Origin of the sequence: Alteribacillus bidgolensis (assembly GCF_002886255.1) — a bacterium.
Lineage (GTDB): Bacteria > Bacillota > Bacilli > Bacillales > Marinococcaceae > Alteribacillus > Alteribacillus bidgolensis.
This window is the reverse complement of sequence record NZ_NJAU01000003.1, coordinates 84,895-107,836: the sequence shown is the minus strand read 5'-3', so window position 1 is coordinate 107,836 and position 22,942 is coordinate 84,895. Positions and strand designations below refer to the sequence as shown.

The following is a 22,942-nucleotide window of genomic DNA, read 5'->3' as shown; positions in this document are numbered from 1 at the left end:
GAATTGCCCCTTTTTTAGGCTACAGTCCCTTGTTTAATTAATTCTTCGATTTTTGACGCTGCAGCTTTTTTATCTTCAGCTCCCGTGATCCCTCCACCAACAATGACAAGATCCGGTTGGGATTCAATGACTTCTGGGAGCGTGTCCAATTTAATACCGCCTGCAATAGCCGTCTTGGCATGTTTTACAACACGTTTAATGGTGTTCAAGTCCTCAAAGGAGTTTTTCCCAACGGCCTGTAGGTCGTACCCGGTGTGTACACAGATATAATCTACACCAAAGGCATCCAATTCTTTCGCCCGTTGTTCAATATCTTTCACAGCGATCAAATCAACAAGGATTTTTTTGCCTTGTTTTTTCGCTTCCTCGACAGCCCCTTTGATCGACTCGTCTTCGGCTACCCCTAGGATCGTAACGATATCAGCCCCTGATTCCGATGCCTTCATGACTTCGTAACCGGCCGCATCCATGGTCTTTAAGTCCGCCAATACCTGGAGCTGAGGGAAGGCTTCTTTGATTTCTTTTACAGCTTGAAGCCCCTCAATTTTTACAACAGGTGTCCCGATTTCGACGATGTCAATATGATCTTTGACTTCATTTACCAACTCTTTTGCTTCTTGCGTGTTTACAAGATCCAACGCTAATTGAAGTTCCATGATCTCACTCCTTATTTGAATTTAAATTTCAATGAAATTGTTTGATACAAATATTATTGTAAGTTCTAATTTTCAGAAATAAAAGTACGGACTTTATTTTCATATAGTGTCAAAAAATATACTGTAAGGAAATATGTTAACAAAAGGGCATAAAAAACATGCAGCTCCTCCTATTAAGAGTACTGCATGTTTTTTAATGTTTCCCATCTTCCATAAGATGTTATTTGGATCGCTTACAATATTTTTTTAATACATATTTTTGTATGGAGGGAAGGTTTTCTTTTTCCTGATGTTTCATGACTGTCTCCATATAGTTTTTATCCCAATCATCCCACTTCATTTTAATATAAATTAGTGTGTTTTTTTACACTATATAAAAAAAAAGTGCGTACTTACAAATGTAAATTATAAATATTATACTGATCCCTACATAGAACATGTAGTCCATAGGAGGGAGAACATGAATGATGTTACTGTTTCACGTGATACAGAGTACAATGTTAGCGTCCTAAACAAATCGGAAGTTGATTCTATGACCTTTGTCTTATTTGGAGCCACAGGGGATTTAGCCAAAAGAAAAATTTTTCCTGCCCTATATAATCTATTTCTGGATAATAAAATGCCACAATCGTTTTCAATTATCGGTTTAGGCAGAAGAGAATGGTCAGATTTCACATTTAAAAAACATGTAAGAGAATCACTATCTACATTTTCGAGACATGAGATAAATGATGGACCAAAAACAGATGAGTTTCTTAATTCGTTCCATTACAGCCCTTTGGATGTAACGGACGATGAGGGGTATGAAAGGCTACTTGATATGATTCAAAGACATGAAGAGGAATTGAATATTCCTGAAAATCGTCTGTTTTATTTATCTGTTGCCCCTAGTCTAATTGATGTAATTACCTCGAATATTACAAATAGCGGGTTAGGATCTGTAAAGGGATGGAAGCGTTTAATTATCGAAAAACCATTTGGTCATGACTTGAAGTCGGCCCAAGACTTAAATGAAAAACTTAGTAAAGCTTTTGAAGAAAGTGAAATTTATCGTATTGATCATTATCTCGGTAAACCAATGGTTCAAAACCTCGAAGCTTTAGAATTTGCAAATCCTATATTTCAAGCGTTATGGAATAAGCAATACATTGCTAATGTACAAATTACGGCTAGTGAAACAGTTGGGGTAGAAGATAGAGCGAATTATTATGACCAAGCAGGGGCAATTCGTGATATGGTTCAAAATCATATGTTGCAAATTCTGATGATGACAGCAATGCAACTCCCGAAACGAATCAGCTCAAAAGATATTCGTTATGAAAAGAAAAAAATCATGGAATCTCTTAGGCCATTACAAAAAGAAGAAGTTGCATCTCATGTAGTTCGTGGTCAATATGGTCCAGGGGAAATTCAAGGTGAATTCGCTTTAGGATATAAAGAGGAAGACGGAATTAATAATTTTTCGAAAAATGATACATTTATTGCTGCCCGTTTGTGGATTGACGATAATTTTTGGAGTGGGGTCCCCTTCTATATCCGTACAGGAAAAAGAATGAAAGAAAAGTCCACAAGAATTGTGATTGAATTTAAAAATCCATTGAAGGATCTTTATATTACCCAAAATGAAGAAATATCCCCCAATATTCTAACCATTGATATTAGTCCAAACGAGAGTGTTTCCTTACAATTAAATATTAAAAATCCATTAAATGATAATAAGATTGAACCGGTTACAGTTGCCTATTCAGCTAACCAGAAGAATGTACCCGAAGCCTATGAATTCTTACTGTCCGATGCTTTACGTGGTGATCCTACTTTCTTTGCTCATTGGAACGAAGTTGAACTATCTTGGAGATGGGTTCAGCCTATATTAGAGGCATTTGAAGAAGATATCGTTCCTTTGCATTCATACCCTGCAGGTTCCATGGGACCAGAAGCAGCTGATCAATTATTGGAAGAGGAGGAATTTCAATGGTGGTAGGTTGAAAGTCTTCTTGCGAAACTTAATTCCCACTACTAAAGGATTAACTTAAAATACTGTAAATTCTGAATCTTAAATACTTACAATTTTAGGAGGTATCAATATGCAAGTGGGATTAATTGGTTTAGGAAAAATGGGATTAAATATAGGTCAAAACCTACTTGACCATGGTCATGAAGTAGTGGCATACGATATAAATCTAAATACAGTTGAAGAAATTAAAAAATACGGGGCTAAAGGTACAACAGATTTGTTAAAGCTGATCCATTCCTTAGAAAAGCCGAGAGTTCTTTGGATGATGATTCCCCATTCCAATGTTGATTCAGTAATTAATGAGATAACACCATTCTTAAATAGCGGTGATATTGTAATTGAAGCCGGAAATTCCCACTATAAGGAATCCATACGTCGATATAATCAACTAAAAGAGTTTGGGATAAGCTTTATGGATGCAGGTACTTCTGGTGGGGTAGAAGGGGCTCGTCATGGAGCTTGTTATATGATTGGAGGAGACCCAGAAGCTTGGAATATAGTAAAGCCTGTATTTGAAGATACAGCTGTAGAAAAAGGATATTTATATGCAGGTCCAATAGGCAGTGGTCATTTTCTAAAAATGGTACACAATGGAATCGAATATGGAATGATGGCGGCTATTGGTGAAGGATTTGAATTACTAGAAAAAAGCGAATTTGATTATGACTACGAAAATGTTGCAAGAGTATGGAATAATGGTTCCGTTATTCGTTCATGGCTTATGGATTTAACCGAACAGGCATTTTCTAAAGATGCAAATTTAGAAGAAATTAAGGGGATTATGCATTCTTCAGGAGAAGGGAAATGGACAGTCGAAACGGCTTTGGAACTACAAACTGCTGCTCCTATTATCGCAATGTCCTTAATGATGCGTTATCGTTCAACTGAAGAAGATACCTTTACAGGTAAAGTAGTAGCAGCTCTTCGTAACGAATTTGGAGGGCATTCAGTGGAAAAAATGACAACCTCATAAAAGTTTAAAAGAAGTATCTGCGTTGAAAAAATTTAAATAGAGATATATAAAAAGTCCAAGATAATAATATCATTAATCAAAAAAGCCTGGATTAAAGAAGAAATGCCTATAGTTTAATAGAAAGGGGCTAGAGGGGTATGGCTATTTCTTTTGATTACTCAAACTCCTTATCATTTATAAATAATCATGAAATAGATCATTTAAATGATTTTGTGAAAATAACGCATAATAGACTACATGAAAAGAAAGGACTGGGATCCAATTTTCTTGGCTGGGTAGACCTACCACTTAACTACAATAAAGAAGAAGTTTTACAAATAAAACAAGCAGCTGAAAGAATACAAAATAATTCGGAAGCTCTTATTGTGATAGGCATCGGGGGATCATACTTAGGTGCAAGAGCAGCAATTGAAGCCTTATCCCACAGCTTTCATAACCAAATGAACGATAAAACACAAGTTTATTTCGTTGGTCAAAATATCAGCTCCGTTTATATGAACCATTTATTAGAGGTAATAGAAAATAAAGACGTCTCTGTTAATGTGATCTCTAAATCAGGAACAACAATGGAGCCTGCTATTGCTTTTCGTTTTTTCCGTGATTATATGGAGAAAAAGTATGGAAAAGAAGGTGCTAAAAAACGGATTTATGCTACTACTGATCAATCGGAAGGAGCATTAAAAAAGCTTGCTGAGGAAGAAGGGTATGAAACTTTTGTAATCCCGGATGATATCGGCGGAAGATATTCTGTACTTACAGCCGTTGGTCTATTACCTATTGCCGTTGCTGGACTGAATATTGATCGAATGATAGAAGGAGCAATAGAAGCTTATCATAAATATAATAACCCGGATCTTTTGAGCAATGAGTGCTATCAATATTCTGCTGTAAGAAACGCCCTGTATCGCAAAGGGAAAGACATCGAATTACTGGTTAACTATGAACCATCCCTTCGTTATGTATCTGAATGGTGGAAGCAATTGTTTGGGGAAAGTGAAGGGAAAGATCAGAAAGGTCTTTTTCCTGCCTCTTTGGATTTCACAACTGATTTGCATTCCATGGGCCAATACGTACAGGAAGGTCGAAGAAATATGATAGAGACTGTGTTACAAGTCAAAAAACCTCAAGTTGATCTGACTATTCAAAAAGATCCGGAAAATGTTGATGGGTTGAATTTCTTAGCTGGTAATACTATGGATGAAGTCAACAAAAAAGCTTTTCAAGGTACTGTATTGGCTCATATAGACGGTGGAGTTCCTAACTTACTTGTTGAACTGGATGTAATGAATGAATATACTTTTGGTGAAATGGTTTATTTTTTTGAGAAAGCTTGTGCAGTCAGTGGATACCTTTTAGGTGTAAACCCATTTGATCAGCCAGGGGTTGAAGCTTACAAAAAAAATATGTTTGCATTACTTGGCAAACCAGGTTTTGAAAAGGAAAAAAATGAACTAGAGAAACGTTTATCAGATTAAAAGATACAGAGTACTATATATCTTGTTAGCGGTTCTACAGAGATAGTAAATACGAATCTAAATATTTAAGTAGAAAGGAAGAATTTTATGGACAAACAACAAATCGGTGTCATTGGCTTAGCAGTTATGGGTAAAAATCTAGCATTAAATATTGAAAGTCGAGGTTATTCTGTTTCTGTTTATAATAGATCCTCTGAAAAAACAGAACAATTTTTGAAGAATGAAGCAGAGGGGAAAAATTTTGTTGGTACGTATAGCATCGATCAATTTGTAAGTTCATTAGAAAAACCACGTAAAATTTTATTAATGGTTAAAGCAGGTCAACCTACAGATGCAACAATTGAATCGCTAAAACCTTATCTTGATAGAGGAGACATTTTGATCGATGGAGGGAATGCATTTTTTCAAGATACAATAAATCGTAATAAAGAATTAGCCTCAATTGGTGTTCATTTTATTGGTACAGGTGTTTCCGGTGGAGAAGAAGGGGCATTGAAAGGTCCTTCTATTATGCCTGGTGGTCAAAAAGAAGCGTATGAACTTGTAAAACCCATGTTAGAAGCAATTTCTGCAAAAGTAGAAGGGGATCCTTGTTCTACTTATATAGGACCTGACGGCGCTGGCCACTACGTTAAAATGGTCCATAATGGAATCGAATATGGTGATATGCAATTAATTTCAGAAGCTTATTTTATTTTGAAACATGTACTTGACTTAAGTGCACAAGAATTACATGAAGTGTTTACCGAATGGAATAAAGGAGAATTAGATAGTTATTTAATTGAAATTACCTCAAACATCTTTACCAAAATGGACAAGGAAACAGGCAAGCCACTTATTGATGTAATATTGGACACAGCTGGTCAAAAGGGTACCGGTAAATGGACAAGTCAAAGTGCGCTAAACTTAGGAGTTCCACTTCCAATTATCACAGAATCTGTATTTGCTCGCTTTATTTCTGCAATGAAAGAAGAACGTGTAAAAGCAAGCAAATTATTAAAAGGGCCTGAATCGAAATTATTTAAAGGGAATAAAAAAGAGTTAATTAATGCTGTACAAAAAGCTTTATATATGAGCAAGATTATCTCTTACGCACAAGGTTTTTCTCAAATGCGCGCTGCATCGGAAGAATACAATTGGAATCTTCGCTTCGGTGATATTGCGATGATTTTCCGCGGTGGTTGCATTATTCGTGCACAATTTTTACAAAAAATTAAAGATGCTTATGATCGTGATCCTAATTTGACAAATTTGTTATTAGACCCTTACTTTAACGAACTTGTAGAAAACTATCAATCCGCACTACGCCAAGTTGTTAGCATAGCAATTGACAATGGCATTCCAGTCCCCTCATTTTCAAGTGCCATTGCATATTATGACAGTTATCGTTCAGAAATTTTACCTGCAAATCTGTTGCAAGCACAACGTGACTACTTTGGAGCGCACACCTACCAACGTGTGGATAAAGAAGGCATATTCCATACGGAATGGATGGAAGATTGCAGCAAGATCAATTAATAGTTTATCCCTTACTATCTAAATTAACTAAAACATTCAAAATTTAATTCTAATGAAAGAAGGGGTGAGGACATTGTCGGAGGTGATAAAGAAATGTACTACTTTGTTGACTGCCATTATACCTGATGAGGAAAAGGAGGAATGGAGTGCTACTGAAGTTAGTCAAAAGTTAGAAATTCCTATTCAAACGGTGCATAGATTACTTTCAAGTCTTACTGAATGTGGATTCGTATATAAAAACAATGAAACTAAAAAATTCCGTTTAGGTTTGAATTTAATACAATTAGGACTATCGGTAAGAGATAATTTGTTGGTTCATAAAGGTGCACTTCCAATTATGAAAAATCTCACTAAGAAAACAGAGCAAAGTGTTTATTTAACAGTTCCGGAAGGTAATGAAGGTGTATTAATTGACTTTGTTAGTGCAGATCCACTTTATAAAATTTCAGAGCCTATTGGAAGGAGGACACCTTTATGTACCGGTGCCTCTAAAAAGGTAATGTTAGCTTATATGAAACTAAAAACCAGAAAGCAAATTTTACAAAGTCTTATGAATATCGGCCAAGTAAGCAATTTGAATAAATTGGAATATGAACTAAAAAATATTAAAAAAAGTGGAATTGCTATATCTAGTGACGAAACAGCAAAAGGAATAATCAAAATAGCTGCTCCTATTTTTTCATCTGAATATAAGGTAGTTGCTTCTATATGCTTGGCTAGTTCGAATAGAAAATATTTAGAGCATAAAAAAATGTTCATCAGTGAGGTGAAAAGTGCAGCGAAAGAAATCTCAGAAGAGCTAGGTTGTATTGAATCACACTCCGTACATTAAAAGTACATTATATAAAAAATTTTGACAATACTAATAGATTTTACACGAAACTAACAAAATTTATTTTTTGATAAATAAATATGAATTATCTTAATATTTGATAAAATTTTATTTTTTTCTCATATTAAATATGACATAATAAGGTACAAATAATTTATAGAAAATTCCGGAACCTTTATCCAGTAATAAATTGACAGTTTTAAGTAGTCAATTTCTAAGTTTTTCTATTTTCTCTTTTTTAGAATACGTATAAAACTGGATAGAATATGAAAATAGAAAAATTAATTACAAAGAGGGGGGAGAAAGAAGGGCTAAAAATAAAAAGCGACAGCGGATATATACAGCATACTAATCGCCTGAACCATTATTTATGCATTAAAAGAAAAGAACTGTACAACCAACTAAATATTTAGTGCTTATAAGACAACCAATGGTTTAGGAAATCGTAACATAAAAGCACCGTAACTTATTTAAAAATTCGGAGATATTGGCATTAAAATCTCTATCGCAAGATAAAAACAAGAAGGAAGATGGGTATGAAGCCCACTTTATGTAATTCAAATTTTGTAGCGCTTACATGGGACTTACTGGATTTTTACCAATATAAGATAAAATTTCCAGTATTAGACGTTTTGTATAGTATTTTTCTTAGATTTATTAAAGGGGAGAAAAAATATGACGAGAACTATACAAAGAGGAAAAATTCCGAACACTCCTATACTCGATCGATTTCCAAATCCGTTTAAAGGAGATTCCTATCGGTATTCCAATAATTCGAAACTACTTGATCCACCTGTAGTACTAACTATTACACCAGAATATTTTGAAGAAGTTGCCTTAAAAAGACAACTTTTAGAGTCTAGAAAAGAACAATGTTTTCAATCTTTTGAACATTCTGTCGAAGCGCAATGGGAAATACTAGAGATGATTATGCAGGAAATGGTATCAGAGTACCCAGATTATTTTAGTTTAATTAAAAACGAAAATCACTGGACATTCCAGAATCATTTACTTGAAGAAGAACAGTCATTTACTTTTGGTGATTCTTCAACCTTACCATATGAACCATTAGATTTTATAGGAAGACATGTTCAAGAAGATTTAATCTATCTTGGGCAAAGGGACGGAGAACTATATATGGACGCTGGACAACTAGTATTCCCGGCTAACTGGTCGCTTAACTTTGACCTTGGGATGTCATTCTTGGAAATTCATAGTCCTGTACCATATGCCTTCTCCGGTAGTGGATTAGCTGAGAAAGTTCGAAGCTTTATCTTACGAATAGAAGCAGGAAAACCGTGGACTCGATATAACTGGACATTAACAGTCGAACCAATCCTGGACACATCACCGGAAACCTTTGATACATGGGGACCAAAAAAAGACAAGGTTACTTCCGATAATGCTGGAGATTTAGTCCATTTACGAGTAGAAGACCAAAGGTTGTTTCGTCTTCCACGTAGCAATGGTGTTTTGTTTGGAATTCATACACACCTTATTCCTCTTAACGAATATTGCAAAAATCAACAATGGAAAAAACAATTTTATAACGTATTGACTGACCTACCAGATGATCTAGCAGATTATAAAGGTTTTATTTCTTTTAAAGACAGAGTAGTAGAATATTTAGAAAAGAAGTAATAGATAGTAGTTTTAAAAATAAGGGGTTGGGGGTGTACTCAATTAAATTTTTTCTTACTCGTGAGGAGTTGTCATTTAATAAAGGGTATGTAGGGGAAGTTAAACTCGTAAATGGTTCGATTCCTTATACAATTAGTCGTTCGAATGAAATTACAATTAATAATACTCGTTTCGAGCTTCCAATTAATTTAGTTGAATTGAATAAAGAAGAGGGTAGGTACCTTCTTTTAATCAATACCGCAGATTATCAAGAACAAAAGCGTTTGGATTTAGTAAGGTCTCTCAGAAACCAGACCTTTGAATTACAAGCACAAGATTATTCATTTTTTAAACTTCATTCTAATTGTAAGAAAGTGTTACTATTAATTGATAAGTTAGCTCTAATTGAAAGTTTAGCTATTGTTCATTCCCTTTCCATAAACAAGATAGAAACCCAATTTTTCTTGAAGATAAATAGTCAACAAGAATCCATATTCAATTATATGGCTTTACGAAATTATCTTCAAGAAATACCTTATAATAATGCTGCCATTTTACCGTCATCATCTTATGATAAGAAAGTTCAGTCCATTTTTGAAAAACAAAAAATTGGGACAAATATCTTTATTTCTGGATCCTTCTCCATGCTAGATAGTTTAAAACAAAAAGCTTATGAAGCAGGTTTCTCTGATGAGGAAATACAGTACAGAGGGTTCGGACAAAAACAGGAAAAAATATATTGTGTAAAGTGTTACTCTTATAATAAAAAACACAGTACTCAGACAATAGAGTGTGAAAATTGCAACACAATACTTGATGTATCTGATCACTTTTCAAGAAGATTAAATGCATACCTTGGCTATATTGATGTTTGATAAGTATATAAATATATGGGGGGTGAAGAACTGAAATGGCTACCGTTGGAGTTGTTGTAGAAGAAGTAAAAAAGCAATCCCCGCAAGTAAAGAGTTTTAAATTAGCACCAGTTGATGGTTCAAAATTACCTCGATCTAGTGGCGGAGCACATGTCACTACTTCTATCCAAAACGGTCAAGAAATAATCGAACGCAACTACTCATTAACAAATGATCCTGACGAAACGGACTACTATGAAATTGGCATCCGTCGAAGTGATGAATCAAAGGGCGGTTCCATCTTTTGGCATGACCGTATAAAAGAGGGGGATCAACTTGAGATAAGTTATCCTAAAAATCACTTTCCTCTTAGTTTCAGTGCGAAACACCATGTCTTTATCGCTGCTGGTATTGGAATTACTCCTTTTCTTGCAATGGCATCGGAATTAAAAAAGAAGAATAAATCATTTGAATTACATTATGCTGCTCCATCACAGGAATTATGTGCTTTTTATTCATTTCTTTCTTCTACTTATTCTGCAGAAACCCATTTTTACTTTTCCAGGACAGGGAAAAGAATGACAACCGACTTAATGGACAACCAACCAATAGGTACTCATGTCTATTTTTGTGGTCCTGAAACAATGGTAAAAGAGTATGCTGAAGCAGCAAAATCATATGGATATCCTGAAAAAAACATTCATTTTGAGCTTTTTACACCTCCAGATTTTGGTCCCGTGTACCCTTTTGAAGTAAAGTTACAAAACAGCAATAAAGTGCTTCAAGTTCCTGAAGAGGAAAGTTTGTTAGATGTATTGTTAAAGAATAATATTGAAGCTCCTTATTCTTGTAAAATGGGTGGATGTGGAAGTTGTGCAGTTGAGGTATTAGAAGGTGACATCGATCATAGGGATGTATTTTTTACAGAGGAAGAAAGGAAAGAAACAAAAGATATTTTAACATGTGTTTCTAGAGCAAAGAATGATTGTTTAGTTCTAAACTTATAAACATACTTAAAATATAAACCTTAAGTTCTCTTATTAGATATTAAAAATGTTCTTGCCAAAAAACAATGGGAAAATTTGAAATTTTCCCATTGTTTAATATCCTATTTATTTAAAGTGGAGAATGAAGATGATCTCCCAGTAAGGTGGGTCTCTGTTTTAAATTTATATCATGGATCTTTTTAATTATTTTTCCTTATAAATCATTTTTATTTTTTCAATTTTCCCATCATTCGGAAAAATCTGAAAGTAATAGAATTTATTACATCTATAGGTTTGTAATTACGTTTATCAACTAAAAATCTTAATAGGAATTCACGGATTTCTGTCTTAGATAACGAGTTTCAAAAAATATATGATGGAGGTAATTTGTTTATGAGTGTTGATAAATCAAGTTCTGCTGAAGTCTTGCAAAAATCCGGTCAAGAAATTCAAAGTTCAACTGATTCTCAAGCTGAATTAAAAAGGGATCTAACTTGGAAGGATGCTTTTTGGTTTTCAAGTGGTGTACCAGCTTTAGTATTGTTTTCAATTGGAGCTATTGCAGCCACTGTTGGAAATATTTCATGGTTAGTTTGGGCAGTATCTATATCAATAGGATTTCTTCAGGCTTTTACATATGCTGAAATTGCTGGTTTATATCCTAATAAAGCCGGCGGAGCTTCGGTATATGGATCAATGGCATGGATAAAATATTCTAAATTAGCTGCCGCAATGTCAATGTGGTGTAACTGGCTAGCTTGGACGCCTGTATTGGCTTTAGGAACATCCCTAGCTGCAGCATATGTTTTCAATAGCTTTTTTGCTGGAACAGCCTTTACTGCATGGGAACTTACACTATTAAATTTGGAATGGGTTAGACCAGGTTTAACTATGCGTTTAAATGGTGTTTTTATTCTTGCTGTTGTGCTACTTTTTGTTATTAATTTTATACAGAATTTAGGAGCACTCAAGGCGGCGCGTTTTCAGAATATATTAGCTATTATCGCACTTTTACCTTTAATATTAGTCGGAATTATTCCACTGTTTACTGGAGGTATTCAATTTGATAACCTCTTACCATTCGCTCCACTATCGGGGTCCTGGGACATGGCTGGATGGACGTTATTGTTTGGAGGGATGTTTTTAGCAGCTTGGTCTACTTATGCCTTTGAAACTGCAATTTGTTACACAGGTGAATTTAAAGACCCTAAAAAAGACACATTTAAAGCAATCATTTCTGCAGGTATATTGTGTATCGTAATGTTTACACTTGTTCCATTCTCCTTTCAAAATGCACTTGGGCTTGAAGGATTGCTAAATCCTGGGGTAGTTAGTGGTGAAGGAGTTGGGAGTGCCATGGCTGATATGGTAGGAGGCGGAATAATTATAGGTACTATTATTATTCTGCTGTTAATCCTAGCTCTAATAATGGCTGTCATGACCTCGTTGGCTGGGGCGTCTCGTACGTTATATCAGGCGTCTGTAGATGGATTTTTCCCTAAATCTTTCTCTGGTGTTAATAAAAACGGGGCACCTTCAACAGCTATGTGGGTAGGTTTAGTATTGAATGTTTTTTTGCTCTCATTGTCAGACTATACATTTGTTCTTGCGATATCAAACGTAAACTATCTATTATTCAATTTTCTTAATCTTAATGCTGGATGGATTCACAGAATCGATCGTGCAAATTGGTCCCGACCATTCAAAGTACCAAACTGGCTTTTAGTAACAAATGTAGGATTCGCTTTTCTGAATATGGCTCTCTTAGGAATGGGTGCTGATATTTGGGGGAAAGGTACTCTTTGGGCAGGCCTATTTAGTGCAGCGTTAGTGATCCCATTTTTTGTTTATAGACATTACTTTATTGACAAAGGGGAATTCGCGGAAGGAATCCACGATGGAGTTGAGGATTCTAAGGAGAAAAAAGCCGGTATTTGGCCTTATATAGCGCTTGCTACAGGGATTGTAGTCATCTTGATAGCACATAATATAGCCGTTTATTAATATGTTAGACCTCTAAAATTATTAGAATAGAGTTAATTTTGCTGTAGTTTTGGAAGTGCTGAAAGTTTGTTTTTATTCTTATAAGAGATCTTTCTGGTCTAAACTCGGTATCTTAAATTATATCTCCAAATTTTGTGAGTTACTTTAGAATAAATTATGTTAGTTTTTGTATCCTAGAGATCAAGAGGAGATTTAACGTATACTAATATGCTGGAACACCAACCATTAAACATGCATAGCTAAATGAGACAAAGATAAAAGCACCCTCTTAGGCTACCTTTCGACTATATTCTATTGGAGAAAGGTAGCCTAAATTTTTCTTACCTTAACGAATCTGTCCAACCAAGTGTAACCCATCCACTTTTTACGATTTAGGTCTTGATAAATTACAAATTATCAATCTTTTTTATAAACGGTCAGACTTTTTTATAAATTATCAAACTTTGTTTTAAATCCACAATAAGGGGTAGTGTCAGGAAATTGCAGGTTTATAAAATCATTTAACTAACGCTGCTCTCAAATTAACACCATATTCCAAATAACCCTTTAAACAAGTCAACATATAAACCCAACCCTCTTTATTATCTATCAATTGACTTATTAACTCCTCATCATTTTCTTTAAAACCTTCTTCGTTAACTTCAGTAATTGTACTCGAGTTATCCACCTCATTTAGCGTAATTGTAACAATATGTCCTTCGCCCCACTGGAACACAATTTTCTTATTTATCTCGACTTCTATTATTTCTATATCTCCTTGAGCATCGTATTCATCATATCTCAATGTAACCGTCTTTCCTTGTTCCCATCTTTCAGAACTCGATGAGAACCAAAAATTCCCGATTTTTGAAGGGTTTACGAAGGCTTCAAATACTTCATAAGCTGGCTTTAATATTTTAATTTTTGTAAGGTTGTTCATATACTAAATCAACTTCTTTCCTTTGGATTTAAACTACTCTCGTATTCTACTCTAACATATGACTTTTCAAGAGACTTCTTCCGGATTGCTATTTTGAATTAATCGAGAAACTGCTCATCTTGATCAATATTTATTATAAACGCAGTAATTATTTGGTAAAATTTAAGAGAGGTGAATCTTATGAAGGTATTGGAAAATAAAAAAATTATATGTTTGCTTAGTCTTATAAGCATTATTGTTGGAACATCTGTTACGAGGAATGATGATGTGTCTCCATGGGTGTATTTAGGATTTCCTGCTGAGTGGATTCAGTATAATAGTACTTTCGGTTTTAATGTTAACCTATTGGGACTTACATTTAATTTTGTCTTTTTCTATTTTATCTTTTTAATGATAGAAAAACTGTTGAATAAGACACTTTACCATTCTAATTAACTTTGTGTTGCTGAATACAGCTTTCGTTTGCCCCGTTCTGCTATTCGTTTTTTCCATAAGTGTAAATGAGAAAACACATTTAACACCTTACTTATAACAAATTTATATTTCTAGGATATTATCGGGCGTACATCTGGAATGGATGGCGCTCTATTTTATAGTCATTGCATGAAATTCACATTATGTTTGTGAAAATACTTACGTTTTTACAAACGATTGGGAAGTGTTTGTACTTTCATCTTTAATCATAGAAGCCTTTATAGTTATATTTCATAAAAGAGTTAAAAGTGGAAACATAGTCATAAGTTCAAACGAAAATAAAAATGCTAGCGTAAACAATTGTGTTTTTATTGTGGGAAACAAATATAATTCGGTAATGTAAGATTAGCCATGAAGCCATACAGACAAAAGAACGTTATACTTTGAAAAAAAGAAAATATAGTGAACATGCAGCCCTTAAAGTCAAGAGAGCCAAGTTCTTAGATTAATAATTAATAAAAGGGATGGATTAAATACATTTATCCATAGGGACGTTTAAAATGATCGTCTGTTTTTTAAAAAGATAAATAAAATAGCTTGAATAATAGATTTCCTCAAGAGTTCCTTGCCATTAATCATATTTGAGACCATATGGATTCTAATATATAAAAGTTAATCAAACGTTTGATTAATTTGTCTTATAAGTAGTTTACTTAAAAAGACGTACACCAAAATCCCTTTTGGAACTGCTTAGCTTGTTTCATAGATTCAAAAGCAATAACTTGTGGTTGACAAAAATTCAAATTATTATCTGCTTTCATAAGAAAGTTCCATCTTAGCACTTATCGTTGTGTCTTTTTAAAAAGTCATGGCAAATAATTTTTGAGAGGTTACTTTCTATATCTTTAAATCGAAGAAGCCCATTTAAAGCACTCCTATCCCTATAAAGCAACATGCATGGAAAAGAGCTTGTGCTAGTTGAGACTTTCTTTCTATCGGGGCCAAGGTTTTCTACGTGGAGGGGTGGGTATGATCGTTCGTTCTGTTCATGTTAAGTTTATAATAAGGGGAACCTTGGGACAGTTCCTCACGCTCCATAGTTTCATTTACTAATTAGATTAAATTTGCTTAAGGGGAAAATAAATGGCTAATATTTTTATTTGCTTATATATCGAATACTTGGAAAAGAAGGTTGGAATAGAGAAAAGAATTCGTCGGTTAAACAAATTGCATTTGTCATTGTATTTCTGGGCATTAGCTTTTATGTATATTATCTAATAATATATATTCAAAGTGGAAAAGTATACAAGAAATAAAGAAGCAATCGTTATTTTTATCGATATATAATAATAACTCACGAACAATACCCAAGGAGTAAACGACTCTTTGAACAGTTCGAATAATAAGCACTCTTCTAATATCAAATAGTTTATATATACAAAATCCACTCTCTTTGTGACGTTTAGACTTTATTACCCTTCCTTTTCCCAATGCCGAATCGATGAAGCAGAGGCGTTCGCTTCTTTAGCCACCTCTCCAATTGTGAAATGATTTTTATTACGGTCCTTTGGTATATCAGTTAATTCAGTTAAATCTTTTGAATCAAAAATCTTATTAAACACTATCCAAGACATGGTGGGAATTAAAGCAGGATTACTTATAACAGAAGATGTTTAATGATTTGTTGAGATAGTAATTTAAGAGAGAGGAGAAAGCATTGAATCCAGAAGCAGCGTTTACTGAGATAAAAAAATAGCAGACAAGCATAGAGAATTTTTGAATAATGAAAGACCATCCGTTTGGAATGTAAATAAGAGAGCATCAGCTTTGGTTTAGAGGTGAATCTCAGACCTATCCATCTACAACATCTATTAAGTAGAGCTTATGCGAACCCAGTTTTTTTAAAGGCTTTGGATCGGGTAATCCCCATTCTCTCGCGAGTGATCTATATCCTCCTTCTCCAATTAAATAGGCTTTGACAATGGCCAGCTTAAACTCCTCATCATATTTAGCCATAAAAACACCCCCAAAAGTTAGATTTGTTGGTCTAACTTTTGGGGGGCGGTTCATTTTTTGGGGTGTTTTTATTTTATGAATTGTAAAAATCGAAAAAAAGCACAAACCAATGTCTTGGTCTGTACTACTAATGTTAGTATGTTTTTATACAATTAGCGTTACCGCTTTTCACTTAATTTGAGACTATGTATAGATCAAGACGGAACATAAGTGAGTTCAAATGGATACATCAATATGGTAATCTACAAGTATGCAATTATGGAATCTGTTACGTACTTACCAAAGCGAACTGAATTAGTTGATAGGAAAGCCAGATCATCACACACCCAATGCCAAAATCCAGTATCCTCCAAGCTACAGGTTTTTTAAAAAGAGGAATAAGCCATCTTGCACCATATCCGAGTCCAAAAAACCATATAAATGAAGCGATAAGAGCTCCAATTAAAAATTGTATTTTTTCATTCCACGTTAGTGTTCCAGCAACTCCACCTATGATAACAACCGTATCTAAATAAACATGTGGATTAAGCAGAGTAATAGCCAATGTGAGTAAAATAGTTTTGTGAATTTTAGGGGACGTTCCCACATCATTGTTAATATTCATCGAATTAGAGAGAAGCCACGCACTTCGAAATGATTTCACGCCATAAAAAGCTAAAAAAAGACCTCCAGCAATCGCAAGAGTAACCGTTGCAAAAGTACTGCTACTGATAATTGTTCCGATTCCTAATACACCGATAATCATTAGTATTAGATCACATAGAAAACAAGTTAATGACACCCAAAAAATATTATTTTTCAGCAAGCCTTGTTTAAGTACAAAGGCATTTTGAGCACCAATAGCTACAATAAGACTACCCGCAATTAGTGCTCCTCTTATTACTTCATCCATATCTACATACCTACTTTTCTTCGCTAAATAATTTGATAACCCTCAATTCTAAGCACATCTAACGCATTATCAAAGTTTTCTTCTTTGAAAAAAATATAATCGGTGTCAAAACTAGAAACGACTAAAATACTTATTTCAGCCTTTGATAATGGTGCAATAATTGAATACAATATTCCAGTTTGTGAAAACTCAAGTTTTGCTTCGACTCGTAATACTTTCCATCCATGTGATACATCTAAGAAATTTCCATCTGCAATTTGGTCTTGTTTGTAAATTAACGTTGTTACACCTGACTCTTTTATAGTACAAAAGATCTGGCTGGTGGTGCTGCGAATATCGAATTCATTAGAAACTTTACACAAAGAATAAGTATCTTCAAGTAACTTTAAGTATGGGAATGAATTTCTATTCATAATTTCACTCCAATATTAAAACATCAAATCCAATAGTCGATCGATACCCCGGCTCATTTGGATTAATTAATGAAATAGGTGTTACTTCATGCCACAACTCTGTTCCTTTATCTGGTTGAAAAATACCTTGACCAGACTGCAATGTAATATTGAGTAGAGACGTTCTCGCATCAGCACCATAAATAATACTTTTTCCACCACTAATATTATTTCTTTCGACCACCAATGCAGATACAATATAATCCATTCCATCTTGATGAATTCCTTCAGGTGAGTTGGAGCTTATCTGGTCTGGAATACACAGAACTAAAGTGTGATGAATTGAAATACTTAGTTTTTTTACAGAATTATTATATTCTTTAACTTTATCTCCAACTTGAATTAGAAGTTTTTTAAGGTCTTCATCAAATAGGTACTCAGGCAACTCTTTGAATTTCCGGGGGATCAGGCGATAATCTAAATCATTAGTGGAGACCGTTGCTTCAGTTTGTTGAAATGAACCACAAGGAATTCGTCGAATTTCCCAACCCCTTCCTTCCCAAATCAACTCACATTCAGAAATAAGCCGCATTCTTGTCGGTTGTAAAGAAGAGATTTTTGAAAAAACATCACTTGATACACTTGGGAAGATTTCCGGTAGATCGCTATCAGGGGTTTCACCTTTGTAAATCTTTATCCAAACTTCATTTCCAATTTTATTCAACTCATTTTGTGACAAATGCGACTGTAAAATTTCTATTTTATTTTTTTGAGTCAAGTAAGCATCAGGTTCATACTCCAAATATGCCTTTCTCAGCTTGTCTTTCATTTTTGCTAAATCGATATCAAGATCAATTACATTTACAATACTAATTGGTGTATCTAATTCTTTTAATAACACAATCATCTCTCCTCTTATCATTCTACAATTATATGTAAATGGGTTATTGATAAAATATAGTCACCACAACTAAACTAGATAAGAATGTATTCACTGTAATACGCTTTTTTCCATCTTTACCTCTATTTTTCATTAAGGTCTATGAAAATTGACCGTCTTCTGGTCATCTCCCGTGCGTTCAAACCAGCCTCTAAAGGCCCAATTATCATATCCTCCATCACCTTCGTTAACAAATGCTCCTTCTTCAAACACTCAGACTCCGAATGTAATGCCATCGTAATCTACCGTATCAAAGTACTGTACACCTTGTAATTGATTGGGATTATAACCTTGACTCAAGTTCATCACCATTACATTATATTGCTGACCTGATTCAAAGAACGCTTTTTCCATCGCTCCCTTGACGAAACCACTTCGATTGTCAGCTGTCTTCTTAGCTACTGGTTCCGCAGAAGCAGCTGAGGTTGGCGGAGAAGTAACTGTGGATCCTGTAGCTATTGGACAAGCTATTGACGCTCTAAAGTCGGTAGAGCTAATGGCGTCGCTAACACTGCTAACCCTAATGCAGATGCTAAAACAGCTTGTTTTGCTTTTCTCATTCGCTCTCCTCTTATTTATGTAATTCTTAGAACTTTCACCCTTTTTTCTAAATGAAAACCAAAAATAAAAAAGATTAATAAACAAAGCCCAGCATAGATGGGCTTTGTCTGTCAAAAAACAACATCTCAAAAAAGTGGTGGTGAAGCCATTTGTTAAGTTCAGAATAGCAGATACTTCCATAAATGGGAATAGTTTCTATTTAATAGGGAAAATCTAATGTAGGGAAGGCAATTGCTTCAAAGCCTGGGCTTGTTTTTATACTTTATATGACTTTCTGTTCTTTCAGCTTTGCTATTTTACAATACAAAGAACTTTTCCCTACTTGTGTGATTTCTACCATTCATTACGGAAAAGTCTATTGGGAATTGATAAATACTACTACATCAACTACACAAACCTTCCCAATAGAGTGAACCCTATTAGGAAAATATCATAAAATACAGAAGGGTACCTATTGGAATAATTAACATTTTTATGACACTGGATGCTGCCATTACATTACTCACGTTTAAAAACAGTTCCATGTTAAGAATAAAGAGGAAATTTATTACCTTCGGTTTGATCAAATCGCGGACATAAGAAGAGCAAACCTTTGACTCATAAAGAATTACTGGAATACTTAGAGACAGGATTGAGGAAATAAAATATTCAGATACCGATCATCATGATCATTCACTAGTATTACTGGGTGGTCGAATGGCCTTTCAAGAAATCAAAAAATATATAGAAGAGAAAAAGGGATGATAAGGGGGAGATCCAACTGTGGTGGTACATATCCTTCTCGGATGGATGACAGGATTCTTTTCCTCGTTGTGCGGCGTCCCCTAAAACAGAAGGTTTTAATACCTTAGACATAGGAAAGTGTATATCTGATAAAAAAGAAAACTTGATCAATGACTGCAACTCTCTTCATTTAGGTGAATACCTTATAGTGGAAAGGGGAGGGTTAAAAAAAACATCTAATTGGTTATTCGTACCAATTTGAAAATACGGGGCCTTTATATGAGGAATGCAAAAAACACATGAACTATCATGTGATATTAACCATGGAACCAGCACTCAGTGAAATAGGTAGCTGCGAAGGGGAAGTGATTGGAGGTTTTAGAGCTTCGATTCAAAAACAAAACTGGGGGTTGTTTTATAGAGGGATGGCCTTTTTATCCTAATAATCGGGTAGAAGGAATTTACTACAAGGGACATAGTTTAGGAACGAAAAATGATAGGTATACGTTTCCTCTTTCACGCACTGCATCTATAATATGTTAGATTGAAATAATCCTAAGAGGAAGCTACCTCTCATCTACCAAGTAGAGAAAGCATCGTTGAGTGATTATTTTTCAATACAGAAAAGCCCATCATTGATGGGCTCAGTTTGATGAAAAATTCCTTTTAGCTCAACTATTTTTTTAAAATATGTTTTTGAATAATCTATGAATTTTTTTATAAAAATTATAATAAAAATCACTTAGAAAATGAGAGATTAGGAATCTTACTAAATAAAAAAATATACTAATGATGATTATTGACAAGAGAATAAACAGTCCTTGTTGTATCGCTTGCAAAATAATTCCCCTTTCATAAAAAGCCAGCAAGGTTTTTTCGGATATCCGAAGAGTCACTCCGACGAATGACAGCTACCTCCGTATCTGGCATCGGTTCACCGTGTAAAAGGAGTTGTATAGAAACTTCTTCTTCTGGTGTAACTGACGTAGGGTTAAATAAAGGGATTAATTCTGCACGTTCAGGAGTTACTTGCTTATCAAAACCTTTCATCTTCTTAGATTTTTTTACAGTAGGTGTCTTGCTAGCCCCGACAAATGATTTGGCACTGCGAAAGGTACCTTCTTCCTCATCCCCATATGTAAAAATCCCCTCGGTGGCAACAATGTATGCCCCTTGATCTTCTGTCTGAAAGGAACCAGCGTAATAATTATTGACCCCGATTCGTTCTTCATCTACTTCGGTCGTTTCTCCAATGTAAAAAAAACGGTCAGTTATGTCGATTTCCTCACCCACGCATCACTCATATCCCTATTTCAACCTGACTACTGGCAGGTCTCGATAAAAACTTACAACTAAAGGTATATAAATGAAAAAATATAAAATAAGAAAATTTAGAAAAAAAAGAATTTAATAAAAAAGAACATTTGTGAAATGGAGTGGAAAATGAGAGATATAACGAGAATATAGACGATTATTTAATATGATCTACGCTTACATAACGTTTTTATATGTCGATAAATGTATGCTATTCTATTTTTGTTCACAACGGCCGACTTTTGTAAGAGACAAAAGTCACAAAAAATTAAATAGAATGGAGAAGAGGTGTTGGGTTGAATTTTCAATCAATTAAGCAAGAGTGGTTTGGCAACATAAGAGGAGATGTCCTTGCCGGAATTGTTGTTGCACTTGCTCTTATCCCTGAAGCCATTGCCTTTTCCATTATTGCTGGAGTAGATCCGATGGTTGGTCTTTATGCTTCTTTTTGTATCGCCGTGGTTATTGCCTTTATTGGTGGAAGGCCAGGGATGATTTCAGGAGCTACTGGTGCAATGGCTTTACTGATGATTACACTCGTTGCAGATCACGGACTTGAATATCTGTTGGCTGCTACGATATTAACAGGGATTTTACAGATATTGTTTGGTGTTTTTAAATTGTCTAAGGTTATGAAGTTTGTCCCTCGATCAGTTATGGTTGGTTTTGTTAATGCCTTAGCTATTCTCATTTTCACTTCTCAACTGCAACATTTCGTTGGAGAAACCTGGATTATGTATGCTTTAGTGGCTTTGACTCTAGCAATTATTTACTTGCTGCCAAAGGTCACGACTGCTGTTCCTTCCACTCTAGTTGCTATTGTTGTTGTCACGGCAATTGCTATATTTGCAAATTTTGGAGTGCGAACCGTTGGAGATTTAGGTTCTCTTACACAATCTCTTCCTGTCTTTATGCTTCCCTCTGTTCCGTTGACGTTTGAAACGTTAGCTATTATTTTCCCGTATGCTTTGGCTTTGACTATTGTCGGGCAATTAGAGTCACTGTTAACGGCTTCTATTGTAGATGATATGACAGATACAGAAAGTGATAAAAACAAAGAGTGTCGTGGACAAGGGATTGCTAATATTGTAACGGGTTGTTTTGGTGGTATGGCAGGTTGTGCCATGATTGGCCAATCAGTCATCAATGTAAAATCAGGAGGAAATGGGCGGCTTTCTTCTTTAGTAGCTGGTGTTGCCTTGATGGTCCTCATTATAGCTCTTGGCGGGATTGTTGTACAAATCCCCATGGCTGCATTAGCAGGAGTAATGATTATGGTATCTATTGGAACGTTTGACTGGAGTTCTTTAATTAACATTCATAAAGTTCCAAAAACAGATTCTACAGTAATGGTAGTGACCGTAGCTACTGTTGTGGTAACCCATGATTTATCTAAAGGAGTGTTAGCAGGCGTCATTTTAAGTGCTATTTTCTTTGCTTCTAAGATTTCTAAAATTCATGTGGAAGAAAAACTAGTTGCAGATCAAAAGAAGAAAATTTACTCTTTAAAGGGGCAATTGTTTTTTGCTTCCGTTTCTGATTTGCCAAAGAAATTCAGATTTAAAGATGAAGTGAATGAAGTACAGATTGATCTAAGTGAAGCTCATTTATGGGATGATTCAGCAATTAATGCTTTGGATAAGATTGAGAGTAAATTTGAACAACAAGATATCAAAGTGACGTATGCTGGATTAAATGCAGAAAGTAAGCAGTTGTTGAACAAAATAGGAGGTTTAACTAAAGCCTCAGGGCATTAGAACAAGCAGAATCCTTAAAAGAACGATCACTAAGAACTGGTGGTCGTTCTTTACTTTGAAAAGGAAGGTATCTAATGATAAA

The 22,942-nt window shown here is 34.7% G+C and carries 18 protein-coding genes and 1 pseudogene; 10 read left to right on the top strand and 9 right to left on the bottom strand.

The window, feature by feature from the left end; all coding sequences use genetic code 11:
- Positions 1–14: 14 nt before the first annotated feature.
- Positions 15–656, bottom strand: a complete 642-nt coding sequence (gene hxlA, locus CEF16_RS21845; RefSeq protein WP_096241785.1) for a 3-hexulose-6-phosphate synthase — start codon at positions 654–656, stop codon at positions 15–17.
- Positions 657–1,116: 460 nt separating this feature from the next.
- Between hxlA and zwf the strand changes: the two genes are divergently transcribed.
- The 9 genes from zwf to CEF16_RS21800 all read left to right on the top strand — a co-directional run bounded on the left by zwf (position 1,117) and on the right by CEF16_RS21800 (position 12,932).
- Complete coding sequence (gene zwf, locus CEF16_RS21840; protein ID WP_091588121.1) at positions 1,117–2,637, top strand: glucose-6-phosphate dehydrogenase; 1,521 nt, start codon at positions 1,117–1,119, stop codon at positions 2,635–2,637.
- A 103-nt stretch (positions 2,638–2,740) separates the two neighbouring features.
- The gene (gene gnd, locus CEF16_RS21835; protein ID WP_091588120.1) at positions 2,741–3,643 is read left to right on the top strand and encodes a phosphogluconate dehydrogenase (NAD(+)-dependent, decarboxylating); all 903 of its coding nucleotides are present in this window, start codon (positions 2,741–2,743) and stop codon (positions 3,641–3,643) included.
- 137 nt (positions 3,644–3,780) lie between these two features.
- The gene (locus tag CEF16_RS21830; RefSeq protein WP_091588118.1) at positions 3,781–5,118 is read left to right on the top strand and encodes a glucose-6-phosphate isomerase; all 1,338 of its coding nucleotides are present in this window, start codon (positions 3,781–3,783) and stop codon (positions 5,116–5,118) included.
- An 87-nt stretch (positions 5,119–5,205) separates the two neighbouring features.
- Positions 5,206–6,636: an NADP-dependent phosphogluconate dehydrogenase gene (gene gndA / locus CEF16_RS21825; RefSeq protein WP_091588116.1), complete on the top strand. Its 1,431-nt coding sequence runs from the start codon at positions 5,206–5,208 to the stop codon at positions 6,634–6,636.
- Positions 6,637–6,718: 82 nt separating this feature from the next.
- Positions 6,719–7,468 carry an IclR family transcriptional regulator gene (locus CEF16_RS21820; RefSeq protein WP_245918041.1) on the top strand — a complete coding sequence of 250 codons (750 nt, stop codon included), beginning with the start codon at positions 6,719–6,721 and terminating at the stop codon, positions 7,466–7,468.
- 675 nt (positions 7,469–8,143) lie between these two features.
- Positions 8,144–9,109 (top strand): heme-dependent oxidative N-demethylase family protein, encoded by a 966-nt coding sequence (locus CEF16_RS21815; protein WP_091588113.1) that lies wholly within the window; start codon positions 8,144–8,146, stop codon positions 9,107–9,109.
- A 32-nt stretch (positions 9,110–9,141) separates the two neighbouring features.
- Positions 9,142–9,963, top strand: a complete 822-nt coding sequence (locus tag CEF16_RS21810; RefSeq protein WP_091588111.1) for a dimethylamine monooxygenase subunit DmmA family protein — start codon at positions 9,142–9,144, stop codon at positions 9,961–9,963.
- A gap of 35 nt (positions 9,964–9,998) precedes the next feature.
- Positions 9,999–10,949 (top strand): PDR/VanB family oxidoreductase, encoded by a 951-nt coding sequence (locus CEF16_RS21805; RefSeq protein WP_091588109.1) that lies wholly within the window; start codon positions 9,999–10,001, stop codon positions 10,947–10,949.
- A gap of 372 nt (positions 10,950–11,321) precedes the next feature.
- Entirely contained in the window at positions 11,322–12,932 is a 1,611-nt protein-coding gene (locus CEF16_RS21800; protein WP_091588108.1) for a trimethylamine N-oxide permease, read from the top strand.
- A gap of 496 nt (positions 12,933–13,428) precedes the next feature.
- On the opposite strand, the gene CEF16_RS21795 is transcribed toward CEF16_RS21800, so the two are convergent.
- The 8 genes and pseudogenes from CEF16_RS21795 to CEF16_RS21760 all read right to left on the bottom strand — a co-directional run bounded on the left by CEF16_RS21795 (position 13,429) and on the right by CEF16_RS21760 (position 21,082).
- Positions 13,429–13,851, bottom strand: coding sequence for an SRPBCC family protein (locus CEF16_RS21795; RefSeq protein WP_091588106.1), 423 nt, complete (start codon positions 13,849–13,851; stop codon positions 13,429–13,431).
- Between the two features lie 1,886 nt (positions 13,852–15,737).
- Positions 15,738–15,899, bottom strand: a complete 162-nt coding sequence (locus CEF16_RS25485) for a MerR family DNA-binding transcriptional regulator (protein ID WP_139186020.1) — start codon at positions 15,897–15,899, stop codon at positions 15,738–15,740.
- A gap of 217 nt (positions 15,900–16,116) precedes the next feature.
- Positions 16,117–16,281: a transposase gene (locus CEF16_RS24165; protein ID WP_175488393.1), complete on the bottom strand. Its 165-nt coding sequence runs from the start codon at positions 16,279–16,281 to the stop codon at positions 16,117–16,119.
- A 268-nt stretch (positions 16,282–16,549) separates the two neighbouring features.
- Positions 16,550–17,173: a LysE/ArgO family amino acid transporter gene (locus CEF16_RS21780; RefSeq protein ID WP_091588102.1), complete on the bottom strand. Its 624-nt coding sequence runs from the start codon at positions 17,171–17,173 to the stop codon at positions 16,550–16,552.
- A 23-nt stretch (positions 17,174–17,196) separates the two neighbouring features.
- On the bottom strand, positions 17,197–17,586 hold the full coding sequence (locus CEF16_RS21775) for an ACT domain-containing protein (RefSeq protein ID WP_091588100.1): 390 nt from the start codon (positions 17,584–17,586) through the stop codon (positions 17,197–17,199).
- A gap of 4 nt (positions 17,587–17,590) precedes the next feature.
- Positions 17,591–18,466, bottom strand: coding sequence for a 2OG-Fe dioxygenase family protein (locus CEF16_RS21770; protein ID WP_170032318.1), 876 nt, complete (start codon positions 18,464–18,466; stop codon positions 17,591–17,593).
- Positions 18,467–18,598: 132 nt separating this feature from the next.
- Positions 18,599–19,065: pseudogene (locus CEF16_RS21765) on the bottom strand (stress protein).
- A gap of 1,576 nt (positions 19,066–20,641) precedes the next feature.
- Positions 20,642–21,082 (bottom strand): DUF4198 domain-containing protein, encoded by a 441-nt coding sequence (locus CEF16_RS21760; protein WP_091588097.1) that lies wholly within the window; start codon positions 21,080–21,082, stop codon positions 20,642–20,644.
- A gap of 317 nt (positions 21,083–21,399) precedes the next feature.
- Here CEF16_RS21760 and CEF16_RS21755 point away from each other — a divergent pair, with 317 nt between their 5' ends.
- Complete coding sequence (locus CEF16_RS21755; protein ID WP_091588096.1) at positions 21,400–22,860, top strand: SulP family inorganic anion transporter; 1,461 nt, start codon at positions 21,400–21,402, stop codon at positions 22,858–22,860.
- Positions 22,861–22,942 lie beyond the last annotated feature (82 nt).

What these genes read in the sequence shown, in the direction of transcription:
- hxlA (WP_096241785.1), bottom strand. Translation starts at nt 656, where the DNA reads ATGGAACTTCAATTAGCGTTGGATCTTGTAAACACGCAAGAAGCAAAA.
- zwf (WP_091588121.1), top strand. Translation starts at nt 1,117, where the DNA reads ATGAATGATGTTACTGTTTCACGTGATACAGAGTACAATGTTAGCGTC.
- gnd (WP_091588120.1), top strand. Translation starts at nt 2,741, where the DNA reads ATGCAAGTGGGATTAATTGGTTTAGGAAAAATGGGATTAAATATAGGT.
- CEF16_RS21830 (WP_091588118.1), top strand. Translation starts at nt 3,781, where the DNA reads ATGGCTATTTCTTTTGATTACTCAAACTCCTTATCATTTATAAATAAT.
- gndA (WP_091588116.1), top strand. Translation starts at nt 5,206, where the DNA reads ATGGACAAACAACAAATCGGTGTCATTGGCTTAGCAGTTATGGGTAAA.
- CEF16_RS21815 (WP_091588113.1), top strand. Translation starts at nt 8,144, where the DNA reads ATGACGAGAACTATACAAAGAGGAAAAATTCCGAACACTCCTATACTC.
- CEF16_RS21805 (WP_091588109.1), top strand. Translation starts at nt 9,999, where the DNA reads ATGGCTACCGTTGGAGTTGTTGTAGAAGAAGTAAAAAAGCAATCCCCG.
- CEF16_RS21800 (WP_091588108.1), top strand. Translation starts at nt 11,322, where the DNA reads ATGAGTGTTGATAAATCAAGTTCTGCTGAAGTCTTGCAAAAATCCGGT.
- CEF16_RS21795 (WP_091588106.1), bottom strand. Translation starts at nt 13,851, where the DNA reads ATGAACAACCTTACAAAAATTAAAATATTAAAGCCAGCTTATGAAGTA.
- CEF16_RS25485 (WP_139186020.1), bottom strand. Translation starts at nt 15,899, where the DNA reads ATGTCTTGGATAGTGTTTAATAAGATTTTTGATTCAAAAGATTTAACT.
- CEF16_RS24165 (WP_175488393.1), bottom strand. Translation starts at nt 16,281, where the DNA reads ATGGCTAAATATGATGAGGAGTTTAAGCTGGCCATTGTCAAAGCCTAT.
- CEF16_RS21780 (WP_091588102.1), bottom strand. Translation starts at nt 17,173, where the DNA reads ATGGATGAAGTAATAAGAGGAGCACTAATTGCGGGTAGTCTTATTGTA.
- CEF16_RS21775 (WP_091588100.1), bottom strand. Translation starts at nt 17,586, where the DNA reads ATGAATAGAAATTCATTCCCATACTTAAAGTTACTTGAAGATACTTAT.